Annotated in this window: 17 protein-coding genes; all 17 read right to left on the reverse strand. The window is 41.5% G+C overall.

The window, feature by feature from the left end; translation table 11 throughout:
- Nucleotides 1–2: 2 nt before the first annotated feature.
- Nucleotides 3–863 carry a MinD/ParA family protein gene (locus FHG08_RS14970; protein ID WP_138605306.1) on the reverse strand — a complete coding sequence of 287 codons (861 nt, stop codon included), beginning with the start codon at nt 861–863 and terminating at the stop codon, nt 3–5.
- Nucleotides 856–2,343: a flagellar biosynthesis protein FlhF gene (gene flhF, locus FHG08_RS14975; RefSeq protein WP_138605305.1), complete on the reverse strand. Its 1,488-nt coding sequence runs from the start codon at nt 2,341–2,343 to the stop codon at nt 856–858. The genes FHG08_RS14970 and flhF overlap by 8 nt, the downstream gene beginning before the upstream one ends.
- 21 nt (nt 2,344–2,364) lie before the next feature.
- Nucleotides 2,365–4,473 (reverse strand): flagellar biosynthesis protein FlhA, encoded by a 2,109-nt coding sequence (gene flhA, locus FHG08_RS14980; RefSeq protein ID WP_054201717.1) that lies wholly within the window; start codon nt 4,471–4,473, stop codon nt 2,365–2,367.
- 71 nt (nt 4,474–4,544) lie between these two features.
- Nucleotides 4,545–5,675 carry a flagellar biosynthesis protein FlhB gene (gene flhB, locus FHG08_RS14985; RefSeq protein ID WP_010387924.1) on the reverse strand — a complete coding sequence of 377 codons (1,131 nt, stop codon included), beginning with the start codon at nt 5,673–5,675 and terminating at the stop codon, nt 4,545–4,547.
- Between the two features lie 9 nt (nt 5,676–5,684).
- Entirely contained in the window at nt 5,685–6,464 is a 780-nt protein-coding gene (gene fliR / locus FHG08_RS14990) for a flagellar biosynthetic protein FliR (protein WP_010387923.1), read from the reverse strand.
- Nucleotides 6,465–6,466: 2 nt separating this feature from the next.
- Nucleotides 6,467–6,736 carry a flagellar biosynthetic protein FliQ gene (locus FHG08_RS14995; protein ID WP_010387922.1) on the reverse strand — a complete coding sequence of 90 codons (270 nt, stop codon included), beginning with the start codon at nt 6,734–6,736 and terminating at the stop codon, nt 6,467–6,469.
- Between the two features lie 41 nt (nt 6,737–6,777).
- Complete coding sequence (gene fliP, locus FHG08_RS15000) at nt 6,778–7,518, reverse strand: flagellar type III secretion system pore protein FliP (protein WP_178956409.1); 741 nt, start codon at nt 7,516–7,518, stop codon at nt 6,778–6,780.
- A gap of 4 nt (nt 7,519–7,522) precedes the next feature.
- Nucleotides 7,523–7,906: a flagellar biosynthetic protein FliO gene (gene fliO, locus FHG08_RS15005; RefSeq protein ID WP_010387917.1), complete on the reverse strand. Its 384-nt coding sequence runs from the start codon at nt 7,904–7,906 to the stop codon at nt 7,523–7,525.
- The gene (gene fliN, locus FHG08_RS15010; protein WP_010387913.1) at nt 7,903–8,304 is read right to left on the reverse strand and encodes a flagellar motor switch protein FliN; all 402 of its coding nucleotides are present in this window, start codon (nt 8,302–8,304) and stop codon (nt 7,903–7,905) included. The genes fliO and fliN overlap by 4 nt, the downstream gene beginning before the upstream one ends.
- 20 nt (nt 8,305–8,324) lie before the next feature.
- Complete coding sequence (fliM, locus tag FHG08_RS15015; protein WP_010387912.1) at nt 8,325–9,416, reverse strand: flagellar motor switch protein FliM; 1,092 nt, start codon at nt 9,414–9,416, stop codon at nt 8,325–8,327.
- Between the two features lie 9 nt (nt 9,417–9,425).
- On the reverse strand, nt 9,426–9,953 hold the full coding sequence (fliL, locus tag FHG08_RS15020; RefSeq protein WP_138605303.1) for a flagellar basal body-associated protein FliL: 528 nt from the start codon (nt 9,951–9,953) through the stop codon (nt 9,426–9,428).
- Between the two features lie 57 nt (nt 9,954–10,010).
- Nucleotides 10,011–11,822, reverse strand: a complete 1,812-nt coding sequence (locus FHG08_RS15025) for a flagellar hook-length control protein FliK (protein WP_178956410.1) — start codon at nt 11,820–11,822, stop codon at nt 10,011–10,013.
- An 87-nt stretch (nt 11,823–11,909) separates the two neighbouring features.
- Nucleotides 11,910–12,356 (reverse strand): flagellar export protein FliJ, encoded by a 447-nt coding sequence (gene fliJ, locus FHG08_RS15030; protein WP_010387909.1) that lies wholly within the window; start codon nt 12,354–12,356, stop codon nt 11,910–11,912.
- On the reverse strand, nt 12,356–13,690 hold the full coding sequence (gene fliI / locus FHG08_RS15035; RefSeq protein ID WP_178956411.1) for a flagellar protein export ATPase FliI: 1,335 nt from the start codon (nt 13,688–13,690) through the stop codon (nt 12,356–12,358). The genes fliJ and fliI overlap by 1 nt, the downstream gene beginning before the upstream one ends.
- Nucleotides 13,691–13,707: 17 nt before the next feature.
- Nucleotides 13,708–14,511, reverse strand: a complete 804-nt coding sequence (gene fliH, locus FHG08_RS15040; RefSeq protein ID WP_055013207.1) for a flagellar assembly protein FliH — start codon at nt 14,509–14,511, stop codon at nt 13,708–13,710.
- Between the two features lie 3 nt (nt 14,512–14,514).
- Nucleotides 14,515–15,555: a flagellar motor switch protein FliG gene (fliG, locus tag FHG08_RS15045; protein WP_010387902.1), complete on the reverse strand. Its 1,041-nt coding sequence runs from the start codon at nt 15,553–15,555 to the stop codon at nt 14,515–14,517.
- Entirely contained in the window at nt 15,548–17,263 is a 1,716-nt protein-coding gene (gene fliF / locus FHG08_RS15050; RefSeq protein ID WP_178956412.1) for a flagellar basal-body MS-ring/collar protein FliF, read from the reverse strand. The genes fliG and fliF overlap by 8 nt, the downstream gene beginning before the upstream one ends.
- Nucleotides 17,264–17,265: the final 2 nt, after the last annotated feature.

The raw sequence follows: 17,265 nt of genomic DNA on the forward strand, positions 1-17,265 counted from the left end.
CGTTAGTTACTAACTAGCTTCTCAATAAAAAACTCTAAATGACCCGAGGCTTGACTAGGTGTTTGCCACTTAGTAATTTTTGTCGCCAGTGTTTTAAAAGCAATCGCAGCAGGAGACCCTGGAAAAACTTCAACTATCACTTTTTGGCGACGCGTTGATTTGCGCATATTCTCATCATAAGGAACTGTTGCAACCAACTCCATGGTTATATCTAAAAATCGGTCGGTTACTTTTGATAGTTTAGCAAATAATTCCTGCCCTTCACGTAAGCTACGCACCATGTTGGCAACAATTTTAAATTTGATTACGCCGTGTTCACGGCTCAGTACTTTAATTAGTGCATAAGCATCAGTAATTGAGGTTGGCTCATCACATACCACCACAACCACATCTTGTGCGGCGCGAGAAAAGCTCAATACCATGTCAGAAATACCCGCTGCGGTATCCACAATTAAAATATCAAAATCGGTGTTAAGCTCGCTAAATGCACGGATAAGTCCGGCGTGCTCTGAAGGAGATAGCTCAACCATGCTTTGCGATCCCGATGTTGCAGGTACTATTTTTATGCCTGCGGGGCCTTCAACTAAAATATCTTCGAGTTCACATTCACCTGATAAAACATGAGACAAATTGCGCTCTACACGCAGTCCAAGCATAACATCACAATTAGCTAACCCTAAATCAGCATCTAATACCAGCACACGCTTGCCTTGTTGGCCTAACGCGATTGCCGTGTTAAGGGATACGTTTGTTTTACCCACTCCACCTTTGCCGCCGGTGACAGCGATAACTTTTACGCCGTTATTATTATTGTTGCTCATTTTGCGAAGGCCGCTTGCTTGATCTAAAACTGTGTTAATCATACATCTCTACTGTGTTCGACGCCACTGATTGGTGTCTTGATTGTTGTGCTTTTATTCTTTTTAAATACAATTGCTCAGCTTTTTTTACTAGTTTTTCAGCATTTGCCACTCTGATATCTTCTGGTACTCGCTGACCATTAGTAAGATACCCTATTGGGAGACGATTTTGAATCGCAATACTAATAATCTCACCTAAACTCAATGACTCATCTAACTTAGTAAAAATACACCCACTAAGCTGTACTTTTTTAAAGTGCCTTACTGTCTCTTGTAATACATTGATTTGCGCTGTAGCACTTAATACTAAATAACTACGTATATCCACACGTTGATTACGCATTAAGGTATTAAGCTGCTCAGTTAAGCGTAAATCTCGCTGACTCATTCCTGCTGTATCAATTAAGACTAGACGTTTATTTCGTAAATGGTATAAAACTTCTGCTAATTCATTTGCATCTTTAACTTGTTTTACGCCACAGCCAATAATTCGACCGTAAGTTGCTAGCTGCTCATACGCACCAATACGGTAGGTATCAGTGGTAATAAGCGCGACTTTATCAGCACCATACTTTTGCGCACCTAATGCAGCTAATTTTGCAACGGTGGTGGTTTTACCTACCCCTGTTGGGCCCACTAGAGCATAAACACCACCTTGGCGAAGAATTTCGTTGTTAGTGGTTTGCATTTGATCTTCAACCATATTCAATAAGGCTTTCCAACCTTGTTGGCGAGATACATCATCAGGTACAAAGCATGCCATCTGCTCAGCAACGTCTTTATCTATTCCCATACCCACTAAACGGTCAATCATGCATGCACGGGTTGGATCACGACGTGCCATATCTTGTTGCATTAAACCTGACACTTGATGTTCTAGTAATTGACGAATTGCGTTCATTTCTTCGCGCATGGTGCTTATATCACTCGACTCGTTTTGCATCGTTTGCTGACGCGGTGCACTCGGTGAGTCTAAATCGTCAAAACCACTGTCTAAATCATCAAAACCTAAGCTATCAGCTTGAGTACGAGGACGTGCAGGCGCACTTTGTTCACGTTCAAACATATTTTTAGGTCGAGATTGCACAGCTTCTTGTTCTTGATAATGGCCAGAAGTATCAATACCTGATTGTGAAAACATTGACGCAAGCTCTGCTGAACGAGGACGGGGAGATTGACGTTCTAATAAAGCTTGTAAACTGTCTGCTACCTTTGCTTGTGGCTTAGGTTGAGCACGCTGTGGCTCTGGTTTTACAAAGTTATGTGAGCTCTGGGTATGTGCAAATGAAGCACTTGCAGCTGGTTGGCTTTGAGGTTGCTCTGGCGCTTTTGTCGCGGCTTTGTCGTAATCAACAGCAGCAACAATTTCAACGCCATTAGCTAGTTTCTTATTTGACATAATAACCGCATCAACACCAAGCTCTTCTTTTACTTCTTTTAGTGCGGTGCGCATGTCTTTAGCAAAAAAACGTTTAATTTTCATAATTCAAACCCCTTTAAAATCTTATTGTTGGCCTACAGAGCTGACAATCTTGATCTGTCTTTCATCTGGTATCTCTTGATAAGACATCACTCGCAATCCTGGAATGGTGTATTTAACAAATCGAGATAACACAGTGCGTAACATTCCTGACGTTAGCAATATTGAAGGTTCACCGGCCATTTCTTGATTTTGATGTGCTTCATTCAATGATGTTTGAAGTCTATCAGCAAGTCCTGGTTCTATTCCGGCACCTTCATCACCTGCATTTTGAAGTGACTGATGCAACATCTGTTCCAACTCAGGCGCCAAGGTTATGACAGGGATTTCAGAAGACATACCAACAGCATCTTGAACGATTAATCTACGCAACGATATTCTCACTGCAGCCGTTAATACATCAGGGTCTTGGCTACGAGGGCCATACTCAACAAGGGTTTGAACAATCGAACGCATATCTCGTATTGCTACCCCTTCATTTAATAAGTTTTGTAGTACTTTAACGATGGTGGTCAGCGGTAATACATCCGGTACCAGCCCTTCAACTAAGCGAGGGTGACTTTTACCTAACATATCTAATAAGTTTTGTACTTCTTCGTGGCCAAGCAATAATGCGGCGCTATTTGTGAGTAACTGGCTAATATGAGTGGCCACAACGGTTGCTGAATCAACTACGGTATAACCTAAAGATTGCGCTTCATCTTTTTGATCTGGTTTTATCCATACCGCATCTAAACCAAATGCAGGGTCTGTAGTTTCAATGCCTTTGAGCGGGCCAAACACTTGGCCAGGATTAATTGCCAGTTCATCGCCGTGTTTAAGCTCACCCTCACCACTTGATACACCCATCATGGTGATGCGATACGCATTTGGGTCGAGCTCAAGATTATCGCGGATATGCACTGGCGGCACTAAAAAACCTAGCTCTTGAGATAGTTTTTTACGCACCCCTTTAATACGGTTTAATAGCTCGCCACCTTGTGATTGGTCTACTAAAGGAATTAACCGGTAACCCACTTCTAAGCCAATAACATCAACTTGCTGTACATCATCCCAACCCAGTTCTTTTTGTTCTTGTTTAGCCGCAATTCCGGTACCTGAGGCTGCATTTTCAGCTTCTTCGGCTTCAGCAGCTGCTAATTTAAGTTTGTTTTGCTGCGTGTAGTATGCAAGGTAACCTAAAAGCGCCCCTAAACTTAAAAATGCAATATGCGGCATACCTGGGACTAAACCCATAGTAATGAGGATACCAGAGGCAATAAATAACGATTTTTCGTTTCCTAGCTGCTGCTTAAACTGATCGCCCATATTGTGCGATTCATTTTGACGCGTTACAACAATCGCAGTACCAATTGAAAGTAGTAATGAAGGTAATTGCGCTACTAAGCCATCACCAATGGTCAATAGTGTATACACTTCCATGGCACGGGAAAAACTCAAATCATGTTGGATCATACCAACAAATAAACCACCTACAATATTAATCACTAAAATAACGATACCCGCGATAGCATCGCCTTTTACAAATTTACTAGCACCATCCATAGAACCATAAAAGTCGGCTTCACGGGTTACTTCATCACGACGTTCTCTGGCTTGCTCTGCACTAATAAAGCCAGCATTCATATCTGCATCAATCGCCATTTGCTTACCCGGCATAGCATCAAGGGTAAAACGTGCTGACACTTCAGAAATACGCCCTGCACCTTTGGTAATTACCACAAAGTTTATGATAATTAGAATCAAAAATACCACTAAACCCACGGCGTAGTTACCACCAATCACCACCGAGCCAAATGCTTCAATTACCTTACCAGCAGCATCACCACCATTATGACCCTCAAGTAGTACCACCCGAGTACTGGCTACATTAAGTGCTAAACGCATGATCGTGGCGATTAACAACACAGCTGGAAACATGCCAAATTCAAGCGGCTTCATGGTATATACAGTGACCAGTAATACTACTAATGCAAGCGCGATATTAAACGAAAATAATATATCAAGCAGAAATGGAGGCAGGGGTAAAATAACCATGCCAAGCGCAGCTAAGACTAAAAGCGGTGTACCAACGCCCTTTGCATATTCTTTTTTATCTTTATTAAGTTGTTGTAATACCGCTTTAAATTCCATAACTCTACAATTTCAAAAAATTGACACTACGCTGAAATTGCAATAACTATTCCAAGTTAGTTGGTTAGCGGTTAATACTTGAATTCATCGGGGATTGGCAGTTTTTTATTAAGCGCGACAGGGCGTTTTCCACGGCCTTTTTTAAACCGTTTAAGTTGAAATACATAGGCAAGCACTTGAGCAACAGCAGTAAATAGCTGATCGGGAATTTGATCCCCTACTTCAGCAGTATGATAAAGCGCTCGCGTTAAAGTAGGCGACTCAACAATAGGCACTTCATTACCTAAAGCAATTTTACGAATTTGCATAGCGAGTTCGTCAACACCTTTGGCTAGTACAATAGGCGCTCCAGCTCGCTCTGTGTCGTATTTTAAAGCCACTGAGTAATGAGTAGGATTGGTAACAATAACATCGGCATCGGGAACATCCTGCATCATTCTCTTTTGCGACATTTGACGTTGGGTTTGCCTGATACGCGCTTTGATTTGCGGATCCCCCTCAGAGTTCTTATATTCATCTTTTACTTCTTGCATCGTCATTTTAAGCTGTTTGTTATGGCTATAACTTTGAAATGGCGCATCAATAGCTGCAATAATAATTAAGGTGCAAGATAACCCTAAAAACATCCAGGCTAATATTTCCAAAGCATGCACGATATTGCCTGGCGCACTTTCTATACTTAAATGTAATATTTCATCAAAATAAACATTAATTAAAAAGATAGCGAAAGTTGCCACTAGGCCAAACTTTAATAATGATTTAAGTAGTTCAATAGCCGCTTGCGGGCCAAACATCCGAGTAAAACCTTTCATTGGCGACATTTTACTGGCTTTGGGCGCAGCTGCCTGCCAGCTAAAATTAAAGCCGCCAAGCATGGTGTTACCAATAAACGCAGCGAGTACAATAATAAGTACAAACATCGACATAGGAAATAACAGTACGTCGGCCACCTCCCCCCACACCGCAAACATTTTTGTGGTGTCGTAGGTTTCATTGCGATTAAGACTAAGCATTCTGCCCATAATTCGGTACAAGCCTTTGCCAATTTCAGGGCCGTACATTAATAGAGAAATAGCAGAAAAAATAAGTACAAACATAGTACCTAGCTCTTTAGAGCGCGCTATTTGGCCTTTCTTTTTGGCATCATCAACTTTTTTGGGCGTGGGTTCTTCGGTTTTTTCTTGTCCTGAATCTTCAGCCATTACGCTCTCCTAAGGGGAACAACCAACTAGAGTACACATTAGCTCAACCATTTTTAGCCATTGGAACTCAAACTGAGTGATAAAGTTACCGAGGGTAGCCCAAATAATAACGAGCCCTGCCACTAAGGTAAACGGAAAGCCTATAGAGAAGATATTTAACTGTGGGGCAGCACGGGTCATGATGCCAAATGACATATTAATTACAAGCATGGCCGTTAATGGCGCTAACGAAAGCACTAGTGCAGTGGTAAACATCCAACCACCCCATGTCACTATGTCCCAATAATGATCAACCGCCCACCAATTACCATCAATTGGCAATACCTGAAAACTATGTACCACCATTTGAATCATCATTAAATGGCCATTAAATACAAAAAATAACAAGGTAGCTAAAATGAGGTAGAACTGCCCTACAGCAGGCACACTCATTCCATTTGAGGGGTCAACAACAGACGCAAAACCTAAACCAGTTTGCATAGCAAGGATTTGCCCGGCTAACACAAATGTATTGAGCAGTAGTGTGGATGCAAAACCAATCGCAACGCCAATCAGCATTTGTTGTAGCACCACTAAAACCATTTCAAAAGAAAATAAATTAGTAAATGTAGCGGGAGGTAAAACAGGCACAACTAAAAATGTGACTACAACAGCCAAGCCCATTTTAATTCGAGAAGGGACGTTTTTGGCGCCAATACCCGCCATTATCATGATCATTGAGCTAATACGCACCAGGGGCAGTAAAAAATCACTTAACCATTGAATAACAACGGAAAATGGGAACTCCATCGTTAACCTGCTATTTCGGGTATAAGAAGCACTAAGCGATTAAAAAAATCCATCAGCTCTTGAGTAAACCAATGTCCACCCACTATTAACGCACTAATAGTAATTAATAGACGCGGTAAAAAGCTCAGTGTTTGTTCATTAATTGAGGTTGCCGCCTGAAATACTGCCACTACTAAACCAATAATTAAACCAGGTACCACAATAGCAGACACCAGCTTAATCACTAAAAACAGGGCTCCACTTAAAATATCAACAAATACTTCAGGTTCCATGGGCGACTCCTAGAGTGATTGGTTCAAAGTAGAAAGCACCACTATGTGCCCAACCCAAAGCTTTTAGCGAGCGTCCCCATCACCAAGCTCCAACCATCAACCAATACAAACAACATAATCTTAAACGGTAGCGATACTATCATGGGGGATAGCATCATCATACCCATGGCCATCAACACCGATGCAACCACCAAATCGACAATCAAAAAGGGGATGAAGAACATAAAACCGATAATAAAGGCCGTTTGTAGCTCACTGGTCACAAACGCCGGAATAAGAACAATCATTGGCGTTGCTTCGGGTGAATCAAGCTGATCGTACCCAGCTATTTTTGCAAAGGTTTCTAAGTCTTTTAATCGTACTTGAGAAAGCATAAAAGCTTTCATTGGCTCTTTAGCTAAATCGAGTGCTTCTAGTGATGTTACCTGTTCACTTAAGTACGGTTCGATTGCACGTTCGTTTATTTGCTCATAAATAGGCGCCATAATAAAAATACTTAAAAACAGCGACATACCTAGTAATACTTGATTAGAAGGCGTTTGTTGTAAACCAATCGCTTGGCGCAAAATAGCTAAAACAACAATAATTCGAGTGAACGAGGTCATCATGATAATGGCTGCTGGAATAAAGCTCATTGCCGTCATGATCGCTAACACTTGTAGCGTCACTGAATAGTCTTGCGTGCCATCAGGATTACTTGTGATCGTAAGCGCGTCAATTCCTTCCGCATTAACACCAGGAATGAACACGGTGGCAAGAATAATAAGCAGCCATTTGGTCATAATATTAATTCTTTTTATTTTGATTAAGTTGTGGATTTAACATTTTGCCAAAACGCTTCGCTAATTCTGGTAACTCTTTCTCTGTTAGGGGGGTTTCTAGTTTGTGTAAATAATTAATGCTATGTGGAGTTACACCTAATAGATGCTGTGCATTATCTATCTCAACTACCATCAAACGCTCGCGTGAGCCTAAAGGGAGGCTGCGAATCACTTTAAACTCATCGTTATTGGTTAAATTTGGATTAAGCTTTTTAACAAAAAAAGCCAACACTAAAATTAACACTACCACCACACCTAACGACATAACCATTGAAATAATGTCTGTGGTGGGTGTTGCAGCATCGGTAGCTGCAAACACAGAATTGCTTAAACCAAGTAATGCTATCATCGTAACTTTTTGATCCGTTCAACCTGACTAATTACATCCGTTAAGCGAATACCAAACTTATCGTTCACCACAACCACTTCACCATGTGCTATCAACGTACCATTAACTAATACATCTAGCGGTTCACCTGCAACCCTATCAAGTTCAACAACTGAACCTTGGTTAAGTTGTAATAAGTTACGAATATTAATTTTAGAACGCCCTACTTCCATCGAAATAGTAACGGGAATATCTAAAATAGTGTCGAGTTTACGTTTTTCTTCACCGCTGAGCTCATGCTTTGAATCATCCAGCTCATCAAGCTCGGTTACTTTAACCTCTGCACTATCATCGTCAGTTCCCTCAGCCTCAGCAAGTGCTGCTGCCCATTCGTCCATCGTATCTTGATCATCGCTCATACTTTTAACCTTTTAATCAATTACCAGTCTAAGTCTACACCGTTTGAAAGGTGTAAATCATCTTCTAGTTCTGCTAATTCTGCATCTGAATCAATTTTTTTGCCGCCTTTAGTAAAGACATGCAGCTCAGATTTAACTGAATCAGGGCGTTTAATTTTTTCACTAATTTGTAGCGCAACGTTATCGCGTGAGCGACCCATTTTAGCTCTAAATGTTGGTAACTCTTCAACAAACACAGTAATATGCTCTGGCATTTCAACAGGAATAATATCCCCCGCCTTAAGCTCCATAATTTGTTTTAAGCTTAAATCAACTTCAAGTAGCTGAGTCGACAAATCGACTTCTACATCCATTATTTCGTCGCGAAGTGCCTTGCTCCAACGTAAATCGGTATCTTCAGTATCAGACTGAACACCTGCATCCAGTAGCTCTCGAATAGGTTCGAGCATTGAGTAAGGCAGCGCAATATGAAAGTCACCACCGCCGCCATCAAGCTCAATATGAAAAGAGCTAATAACCACCACTTCGGTTGGGCTAACAATGTTAGCCATGGCGGGATTCACCTCAGAATCGAGATACTCAAACGACACATCCATAACCGGCGCCCATGCTTCTTTGTAATCTTCAAAGATTATTTTTAGCAGCATTTGCACGATACGGCGCTCTGTTGGGGTAAATTCACGCCCTTCAATTTTGGCATGATAACGACCATCGCCACCAAAAAAGTTATCTACCAGTATAAAGACTAAGCGCGCCTCCATGGTAATTAAACCAGTGCCTTTTAATGGGCGAAAACGCACCATATTCAAACTGGTTGGTACAAATAAGGTATGAATATACTCACCAAATTTGATCATTTGCACGCCATTAATTGACACCTCAGCGGTGCGGCGCATCATGTTAAATAAGCTAATTCGCATATGACGCGCAAATCGCTCATTAACAATTTCAAGTGTCGGCATGCGACCACGCACGATGCGATCTTGCGAAGAGAAGTCATACTGTAGCGTACTTCCCTCACCGTCTTCACCGTCGTGTATATCTTCCTCTTCGACCTCATCAACACCGTGTAATAGCGCATCAATTTCGTCTTGGGATAATAAATCGCTCACACTGACCCCTTATTGCATCACAAAGCCGGTAAACAGTACCCGCTCAATTACTTTACTTCCTTCCACATCCATCATTGCAGCTTGTACTTTATCAAGCGCAGTAAAGCGCAGTGTTTCTTTGCCTACACTGGTGCTTAGTTCATCTGCGGTAGTCATTGAAAATACACTCAATAGCGTACCTTCAATCAGTGGAATATGCTTTTTAGCAGTTTCTTCATTGCCATCTCCGCGCACCAGCAATTGCACTTTAATTTGTACAATTCTATCGCGACTCGCCCCTGGAACATTAAATATAAAAGGTCTTGGCATAGCAACATATAGCGCACTGCCGACCGTTGCCGAGGAGCTTGATGATTCTGCGGCTACTTCACCACTGGCGGCATCATCTGTTAAAGTTTCTACGGGCTCATCATCACCCGATAGTAAAAAGTAACCAGCTGCACCGCCAACAATAACTAATACAGCGGCTATAATTATAATGAGTTTGCTTTTATTTTTACTGACTTCTTCTATTTCTAAATTAGTATCTTCAGCCATTGTATTTCCTTTATTCGCAAAGGTATTTGCTTGTTTTAACTATTATAATAGCAGGACTTAGGCATAGTAATCTATTGATGATGACGTTTGTTGTCCAGAACTATGTGTTTGCTTATCTGGTTGCTCACTATTTGTCTCATCTGAAGAGCTATTATTAGCCATTTGACCTTGTGGCTGACTTTCTTGTTGCTCGTTTTGTTCTGGAGATGAACCACCATAAGAAATGCTGCTTTCACCTAGTTCTAAACCCTGTTGCATTAATAATTCTCTAAGCCTAGGTAATGATTGCTCCAGCGCTTCTTTGGCTTGCTGATTTTGCACTACAAAGTTTATTTGTGCTTGCTCCGCATCACTTCGAATACGAATTTGCATACTGCCCATTTCAGGTGGATCTAAACGAATTTCAGCTTCTTTGTTATTAATGCTTAACATTGAAGTAACGCGCTCTTGTAGCATTTTTGCGGCATCACTTTTAATAATATTTAATGCCTGTAAGGTGGCAGGATCAATGCTCACCTGTTTAGCTTGCGCAGTGCTTTGTAACTGCCCAGCCTGTAAACTTTGCGCTTCAATAATAGCTTGCTCGTAGCCTAAAGTATCGTATTTAGCGATAGTATTAAGCGACGATTTATCGAATATATTAATGATTTGAGAAAAAATCTGTGCAGCACGCGGTGGCATTTGTTCTGCGTTAGTGGCGCGCATACTCTCTTTTTGTAGTACATCAAGCTGTTTAGTAAGCTCCTCAGGCGTTTCGGCTATCGATTTAGAGCTTTCTGATTTTAGCTCAGGTTTTACATTAGCCGACTCTGTACCTTGTTGTGTTTTAGGTGTAACGCCTGCTATCAACGTATTATTAGCAAACAACGGCTTATCTTTGGCACTAGACAAAGTGTCTGCGTTGATAGCAGTTTCTAAATCACTGATAACCCCTTTTAATAAGGTAAGTTCTTTAGTAGGTATAGGCTCGCTTTTAATGTATCCCTGCAACTGATTAAGCAATGCCTGTTTTTCTGGGGTCGTTAGCGTACTTATTTGTGCATTAATGGCTTGTTGAGGAGTTTGCGGTTTCTCGCTTTCGCTAACATACTTACTGAGTAACTGCTTTAAATCCGCTACATTGTCTTTATTAATGGGCTTGCTCATCGCATCTAGCTCAGTAGCAAGTTCACCTTGTTGTGAAGGCGTTAAATTTGCTAAGAATTTATCAGCTTTTATTGCATTATCATCTTTTGATAACAACGCCAAAACAGACGCATCTATCGATGCTTTAGTGCCTGTAGAATCAGTCGGCTTATCTGATGGTTTTGCAACCGCTTGCTCATTTTTAACAGTCTCAGATTCTCCAGCTGTGGCAGCTGTCGCTATTGATTGAGTACCAAGCTGTGGAGACTCAACAGCAGTTTTGCTCGCTGACTCAGCACCTACAGCATTTTGTACTTGTAAAATAGCTGCATCATCAACAATTTCATCACTTGGCAAATTAATAACAATAGGTGCAAGCTTATCTTCAGGCTTAATGTTTATTTTGACACCATTTTTGTCTATTAACTCTGCGCCGCCATGAGAGTTATTTTTTACTGAGGTGTCGATTACCTGTGCCGCATTAATTTGCGCCAGCATATCCTCACCGCTCAAAGGCTTCTCTTCGCTAGTTTGCTCTTTTGGATCGGATGGTTCATCTGATGGTTGTTTTTTTGGCGCCTTAACCTCTGCATTTTGTGTATCAGAAGCTTGGTTAGCAAGTGCTAGTTGGTCAAAAAAGCCAGCATCATTACTGCTATCTAATTTTGCTTTATCACTGTCTTTATTAACTAGGTATGAGTCTTGCTCAGATACCGCCAACATTGAAATATCATTCATCGCCATAAATCACCTAATAAAAGCGGCAACAGCCCACCGCACAATCCTAAAAAACATTGCTCTTATAGAACATAAGCAATTAGTATGCCTACCTTACAGTGCTTTATTTCTTTGATAAAATTGATTAGAAGAAAACTCATCTAACATTTTTTGTTCATTCTTAGCCACCAGCATATCCGCTTTTAACTGTTGCTTTTCAATTAGCTTAGCAACCGCTTTCGCTTTAACTTGTTGTTTTAACCATAACGTTTTACGCTGGCTCACGACTTGTTTTGCAGTATTAACGGTACTCGCTTGTTGGCGAGTCGCCTCTTCAATCTTAGCTATGAATGCGTGATACTGGCTAAACCCAGCACTTGATAAGCCCGATTGCCCTTTAATATGAAGTTGCTGCGTATATTCAAGTCGAAAGTCATTTAAGCCTTGAAGCTTTTGCTGATTTAGCTGCAAGTTTTGATTTGCTTGCAAGTAGCTCATGCGTAATGTTTCTTCTTTTTCATTTTCAAGCTTAAGCAGCAAATGTAGTTTATTTTTTGCCATTATGCTTGTCCTAATAATTGTGCGAGCCCTTGTAGGCCATCATCATAACTAATCACGTCACGCATGCCTTGCTGTAAAAATGCGTTCACTCTTGGCATCATGTTTATTGCCTGATCAAGCATTTGGTCACTGCCTTTTTGATAAGCACCCAAGGTGATCATATCTTTGTTCTGTTGATACATAGAATATACTTGTTTAAGTACCCGAGCTTGCTGCATATGTGGCTCAGAAACCACTTGTGGCATCACTCGAGAAATAGACTTTTCTATATCAATAGCAGGGTAATGACCGCTGTCGGCTAAATCACGCGATAAAACAATATGCCCATCAAGTATGGCACGTGCGGCATCGGCTATCGGGTCTTGCATGTCATCACCTTCACTCAGTACAGTAAAAAAGGCAGTAATAGAGCCTTGCCCTTCTCCGCCATTACCAGCACGTTCCACTAATGCGGGTAATTTAGCAAATACTGAAGGCGGATAACCTTTGGTAGCAGGAGGCTCACCCACAGCAAGTGCTATTTCACGCTGTGCCATGGCATAACGCGTTACCGAGTCAAGCAGTAACAATACGTTTAGCCCTTGATCTCGAAAGTATTCTGCAATGGTGACTGCACTCTCACAGCCTTTTAATCGCATTAATGGTGAAGCATCAGCAGGCGCTGCCACAACAACTGAGCGTTTACGTCCTTCAACACCCAGTATTTCTTCAATAAATTCTTTTACTTCTCGGCCACGCTCACCAACTAAACCCACTACAATTACATCGGCTTCACTGCCTCGAGTCATCATGCCCAATAGTACAGATTTACCCACACCGGAGCCTGCAAATAAGCCCATACGCTGACCTTGGCCTACGGTAATTACTGAGTTAATAGCGCGAACTCCCACATCCATGGGTTTACTAATGGGGCGTCTTGCCAGTGGGTTTATTGCGTTTTGAGCGAATTTAAGTGTGTGTTCTGCGTTTATTTTCCCTAGCCCATCTAAAGGTCGCCCTAAACCGTCGATAACTCGGCCAAGTAAACTCATACCAACAGGTAAACCAGTGTCATTAACTTGAGGAATAACTCGGGCACCAGGAAGTACACCTGAGATATGATCATTGGGCATTAAATATAAGGTTTGATCATTAAAACCAACAATCTCGGCATCAACAAAGCCGCTCATGGTTTCAATTTTACATTGGCTGCCTACTGGAGCTCGCAGGCCTTTTGCTTCAAGTGTTAAACCAACCACACGGGTTAAAACACCCGCAACCGCAGGGGCTGGGGTTTTAATATGTTGTTGGTATTGAGATAAGCGTTCGCTTAATGAAGTATCGCTCACAGACATTGCACGCCAATAAAAAGTTAGATACCACTATTATGCAAAAAACTATCCAATGTTTCTTTGACACGAGTTTTCAAGGTCATATCTAAAGACGATAGTGTTGTCTTAACTTCACAACCGCCGCGCTCCAATGTAGGCTCTGGAATTAACTGCCAATGATTATCTTCAATAGCTTGCTCGCCATAACTGGTTTTTATAAGTGTTAGGTCTTCTGGGTGAAGATGAATTTTAACTTTCTGTTGCTCTGCATTCAATGCATCAATGCTTTTTTTCAAGGTATGTAAGATAATATCAGGCGAAGTTTTTATCTCTTGATAAATGATTGCTTCACTAAGCATAGTTGCTAACTGTACCAACTGCTTTTCTGCTTGCTCATCCACTTTTTTAAGTGGATCAGATAAACTATCTAACAAGCTGCGTAAGTGAGTTAACTGCTCATCCATCAAAGGTTTAACCTCTTCTTGACCTTGGGTTTTACCCAGCTCAACACCTTCTTTGTAACCAGCTTCTTTTCCCTCAGTTACGCCTTTATCAAAACCATCTATATAGCCTTGCTCGTGTCCTTGCTTAAGACCTTCCTCATACGCATCTTGGCGAATGCGCTCAAGCTCCACCATAGTAAGAGAAGGTAATTCTTGTTCTTCGGGCTCTTCATCTTGCTCTTTGGCCATTTCTTTATGGTATAGCTCTGCCAATGGCGTACCAAAAGCGGTCGAACGATTGCCAAAACTTCGCTCATCTGGCGCAACATCTGGAATTGGCCAATTTTTTAATAGCTCATCAGCTTCATCAGCGTGTAACGGGCGACCTTTTGAGTTACTCATAAATTATAAGAACTCCTCACCACCGCCACCACCAAGCATAATTTCACCTGAATCTGATAGACGACGAGCTGTTGACAGTATTTCTTTTTGTGCTGCTTCTACTTCACTAATACGCACTGGTGCCATAGCTTCTAAGTCATCAGCAAGCATTTCTGCTGCACGTTTTGACATGTTACCCAAAATCTTCTCTTTAAGCGCTTCGTCAGTGCCTTTAATGGCTTTCATCAGAACATCTTGAGGCACTTCACGTAAAATTGCTTGAATACCTCGATCCTCTACATCCATTAAGTTTTCGAAGACAAACATTAAGTCTTGAATTTGTTGCGACATTTCTTCGTCATGCTCACGGATAGAATCCATTAACTGCCCTTCAACATTGGTATCGAGGTAGTTCATAATATCTGCAGCCGCTTTTAAGCCACCCATCTTCGCAGCTTGTGCACCCGCTTGACCAGCGAATTGTTTTTCCATAATTTCGTTTAATTCTTGTAAAGCCGCTGGTTGAACTTCTTCTAAATTGGCAATACGCATGGTTAAATCTAAGCGCACTTTTTCAGGAAATTGCGCTAAAATCTCAGCAGATTGTTCCGGCTCTAAATAAGAAAGCACAATTGTTTGAATTTGTGGATGCTCATTACGAATAATATTCGCTACCTGCTTTGAGTCCATCCATTTTAATGAATCAAGCCCTTTGGCGCCTGAGCCCATAACAATTTGGTCTATCAAGCTGGCAGCTTTATCTTCACCTAATGCAGCAGTAAGTGCTTTTTTGATAAAATCTTCAGACTGAAAACCTATCGTACTAAAGCTTTGAATTTGTTCGATAAACAAGTTGTGCACTGCGCTGATTTTAGCTTGCGACAAATCATCGATTGCCGCCATGGCCATACCTACCTTTTGCACTTGCTTTGGCTCTAAGTGCTTTAGGATTTGCGCTGCATCTTCTTCAGATAAACTTAGCAATAATATCGCCGCTTTATCTACACCATCGAGCTTATCAACATCAAACGCCGGTGGTAGTTGTTTTTGTTCTTGATCAGTCATCTTCTGTTAACCACGCTTTCACTACTTGTGATGATAGTTCTGGTTCATTGGCTACAAGGGCACGAACCGCTTTCAATAAGTCTTCGTCGCCATGTAGGTCTGGTAACTGTAGTGTACCATCGCTTGAGAAGCCAACTGAAGCAGAATCAAAGTCATTATTTAGCATATCTAATGTGCTGTCACCAAGGTCAACACCTGAACTAAGAGAGTCTTCATCATATTCTTCAAGTGTATTATCTGGGTAAATTAATCGCTTAAGCATAGGCTTAACTACAGCTAAAATCAGTACAATAATAACCAGCGCACCCAATACTAAGCGCATCATTTTCATAAACCAGTCTTGTTCCCATAAAGGCAATTCGAAATCAAGCGCTGAGTCTTCACGAACAAATGGCACGGTCACTACTTCAAGTGCATCGCCACGTTGCATATCAAAGCCTACGCCACCTTGTAACAAGCGACGAATATTTGACAAAGCTTCTACCGAGCGTGGTGTCATGGTTGTTTCACCGTTTTCATCTACCGTGGGTAAGTAATCGACCGCTACAGACACACTAATTCTGCGGATCACACCCGTTTGCTGACGTTTATGAGAAATAGTGGTATCAAGTTCATAGTTACGGGTAGCTTCTTTGTGAGTACGACTTGGTGAGGTTGCAGTGCCTGCACCGCCAGCCATTGCATCTTCAGGTATCGTTGAGTTAACAGGAGGCTGATTAGTAAGTGCACCAGGAATACCTACCGCTAAACCACCGATATTATTTTCTTCGAAAGTGGTTTCACTTCTTACTGCCGGTAAATCTGGGTTGTAACGTTTTTGTGTTTCTTCTACTGCACTAAAGTCCATGCTTAAATCTACTTGGGCGGTGTAATTACCCAAACCAACGACGGGAATTAAAATGCTGTCAATTTTTTCTAGGTATTCTTGCTCACGTTTACGCTCTAGGTCGTATTCTTTACGAGAGCGTGCAGCCAAAGAGGTTTGCGAACCTGAATTTAGTAAGCGACCGTTTTGATCGGTCACCGTTACGCGAGAAGGCTCAAGGCCTTGCACCGCTGAAGCAATCATATCAACTACTGAGTCAACTTCTTCGCTATCTAATGAGCGACCACGCTTAAGCGTTAGTACTACTGTTGCTGAGGGTTTTTTCTCTCGACGAGCAAATACATTTTCTTTTGGAATAGCTAATAGTACTTTGGCGCGAGTAACGTTGTTTAGCTCTTCAATAGTACGGGCAAGCTGTTGCTCGCGACCATGTTTAAGGCGCTCACGTTCTAAACGTTGGCTTACTCCAAACCCCATGTCTTGCATAATAATATCGCTACCTGATGTTGGCCCTTGATCTAAACCTTCACGTGTCATCAGTAACTTAATATTTTGATACTCAGTTTCATCAACCGACACCACATTACCATCAAGTTCATAGTCAATTTTTTGCGCATCTAAAAAGTCGAGTGTTTCAATTAACTCTTGAGTTTGCATTTTACCTAATGGGCGCATATCTGGCTGACGAGCCCAGATAATCACGAAGATAGCAATAGCCAAACAAATGGCCAATGCAACAATCAGGGTAATTTGACGTAAAACATCAACACCACCTAGGGCGCTGAAATAGCCCGATTTTTGCTCTTGTTGATCTTCAGTTTCACTTTGCTCCATCATGCCATCAGCAAGTGCCAGATCTGTTGATTGATTAGATTGCGCCACAA

Origin of the sequence: Pseudoalteromonas sp. Scap03, from assembly GCF_013393115.1 — a bacterium.
In the GTDB taxonomy this organism is placed as follows: domain Bacteria; phylum Pseudomonadota; class Gammaproteobacteria; order Enterobacterales; family Alteromonadaceae; genus Pseudoalteromonas.

Excerpts from the sequence above, each read along its gene's own strand:
- FHG08_RS14970 (WP_138605306.1), bottom strand. The coding sequence starts at position 863 with ATGATTAACACAGTTTTAGATCAAGCAAGCGGCCTTCGCAAAATGAGC.
- fliJ (WP_010387909.1), bottom strand. The coding sequence starts at position 12,356 with ATGGCAAAAAATAAACTACATTTGCTGCTTAAGCTTGAAAATGAAAAA.
- FHG08_RS15025 (WP_178956410.1), bottom strand. The coding sequence starts at position 11,822 with ATGGCGATGAATGATATTTCAATGTTGGCGGTATCTGAGCAAGACTCA.
- fliR (WP_010387923.1), bottom strand. The coding sequence starts at position 6,464 with ATGGAGTTCCCATTTTCCGTTGTTATTCAATGGTTAAGTGATTTTTTA.
- fliH (WP_055013207.1), bottom strand. The coding sequence starts at position 14,511 with ATGAGTAACTCAAAAGGTCGCCCGTTACACGCTGATGAAGCTGATGAG.
- FHG08_RS14995 (WP_010387922.1), bottom strand. The coding sequence starts at position 6,736 with ATGGAACCTGAAGTATTTGTTGATATTTTAAGTGGAGCCCTGTTTTTA.
- flhA (WP_054201717.1), bottom strand. The coding sequence starts at position 4,473 with ATGGAATTTAAAGCGGTATTACAACAACTTAATAAAGATAAAAAAGAA.
- fliI (WP_178956411.1), bottom strand. The coding sequence starts at position 13,690 with ATGTCTGTGAGCGATACTTCATTAAGCGAACGCTTATCTCAATACCAA.
- fliG (WP_010387902.1), bottom strand. The coding sequence starts at position 15,555 with ATGACTGATCAAGAACAAAAACAACTACCACCGGCGTTTGATGTTGAT.
- fliO (WP_010387917.1), bottom strand. The coding sequence starts at position 7,906 with ATGATAGCATTACTTGGTTTAAGCAATTCTGTGTTTGCAGCTACCGAT.
- flhF (WP_138605305.1), bottom strand. The coding sequence starts at position 2,343 with ATGAAAATTAAACGTTTTTTTGCTAAAGACATGCGCACCGCACTAAAA.
- fliP (WP_178956409.1), bottom strand. The coding sequence starts at position 7,518 with ATGACCAAATGGCTGCTTATTATTCTTGCCACCGTGTTCATTCCTGGT.
- fliN (WP_010387913.1), bottom strand. The coding sequence starts at position 8,304 with ATGAGCGATGATCAAGATACGATGGACGAATGGGCAGCAGCACTTGCT.
- flhB (WP_010387924.1), bottom strand. The coding sequence starts at position 5,675 with ATGGCTGAAGATTCAGGACAAGAAAAAACCGAAGAACCCACGCCCAAA.
- fliL (WP_138605303.1), bottom strand. The coding sequence starts at position 9,953 with ATGGCTGAAGATACTAATTTAGAAATAGAAGAAGTCAGTAAAAATAAA.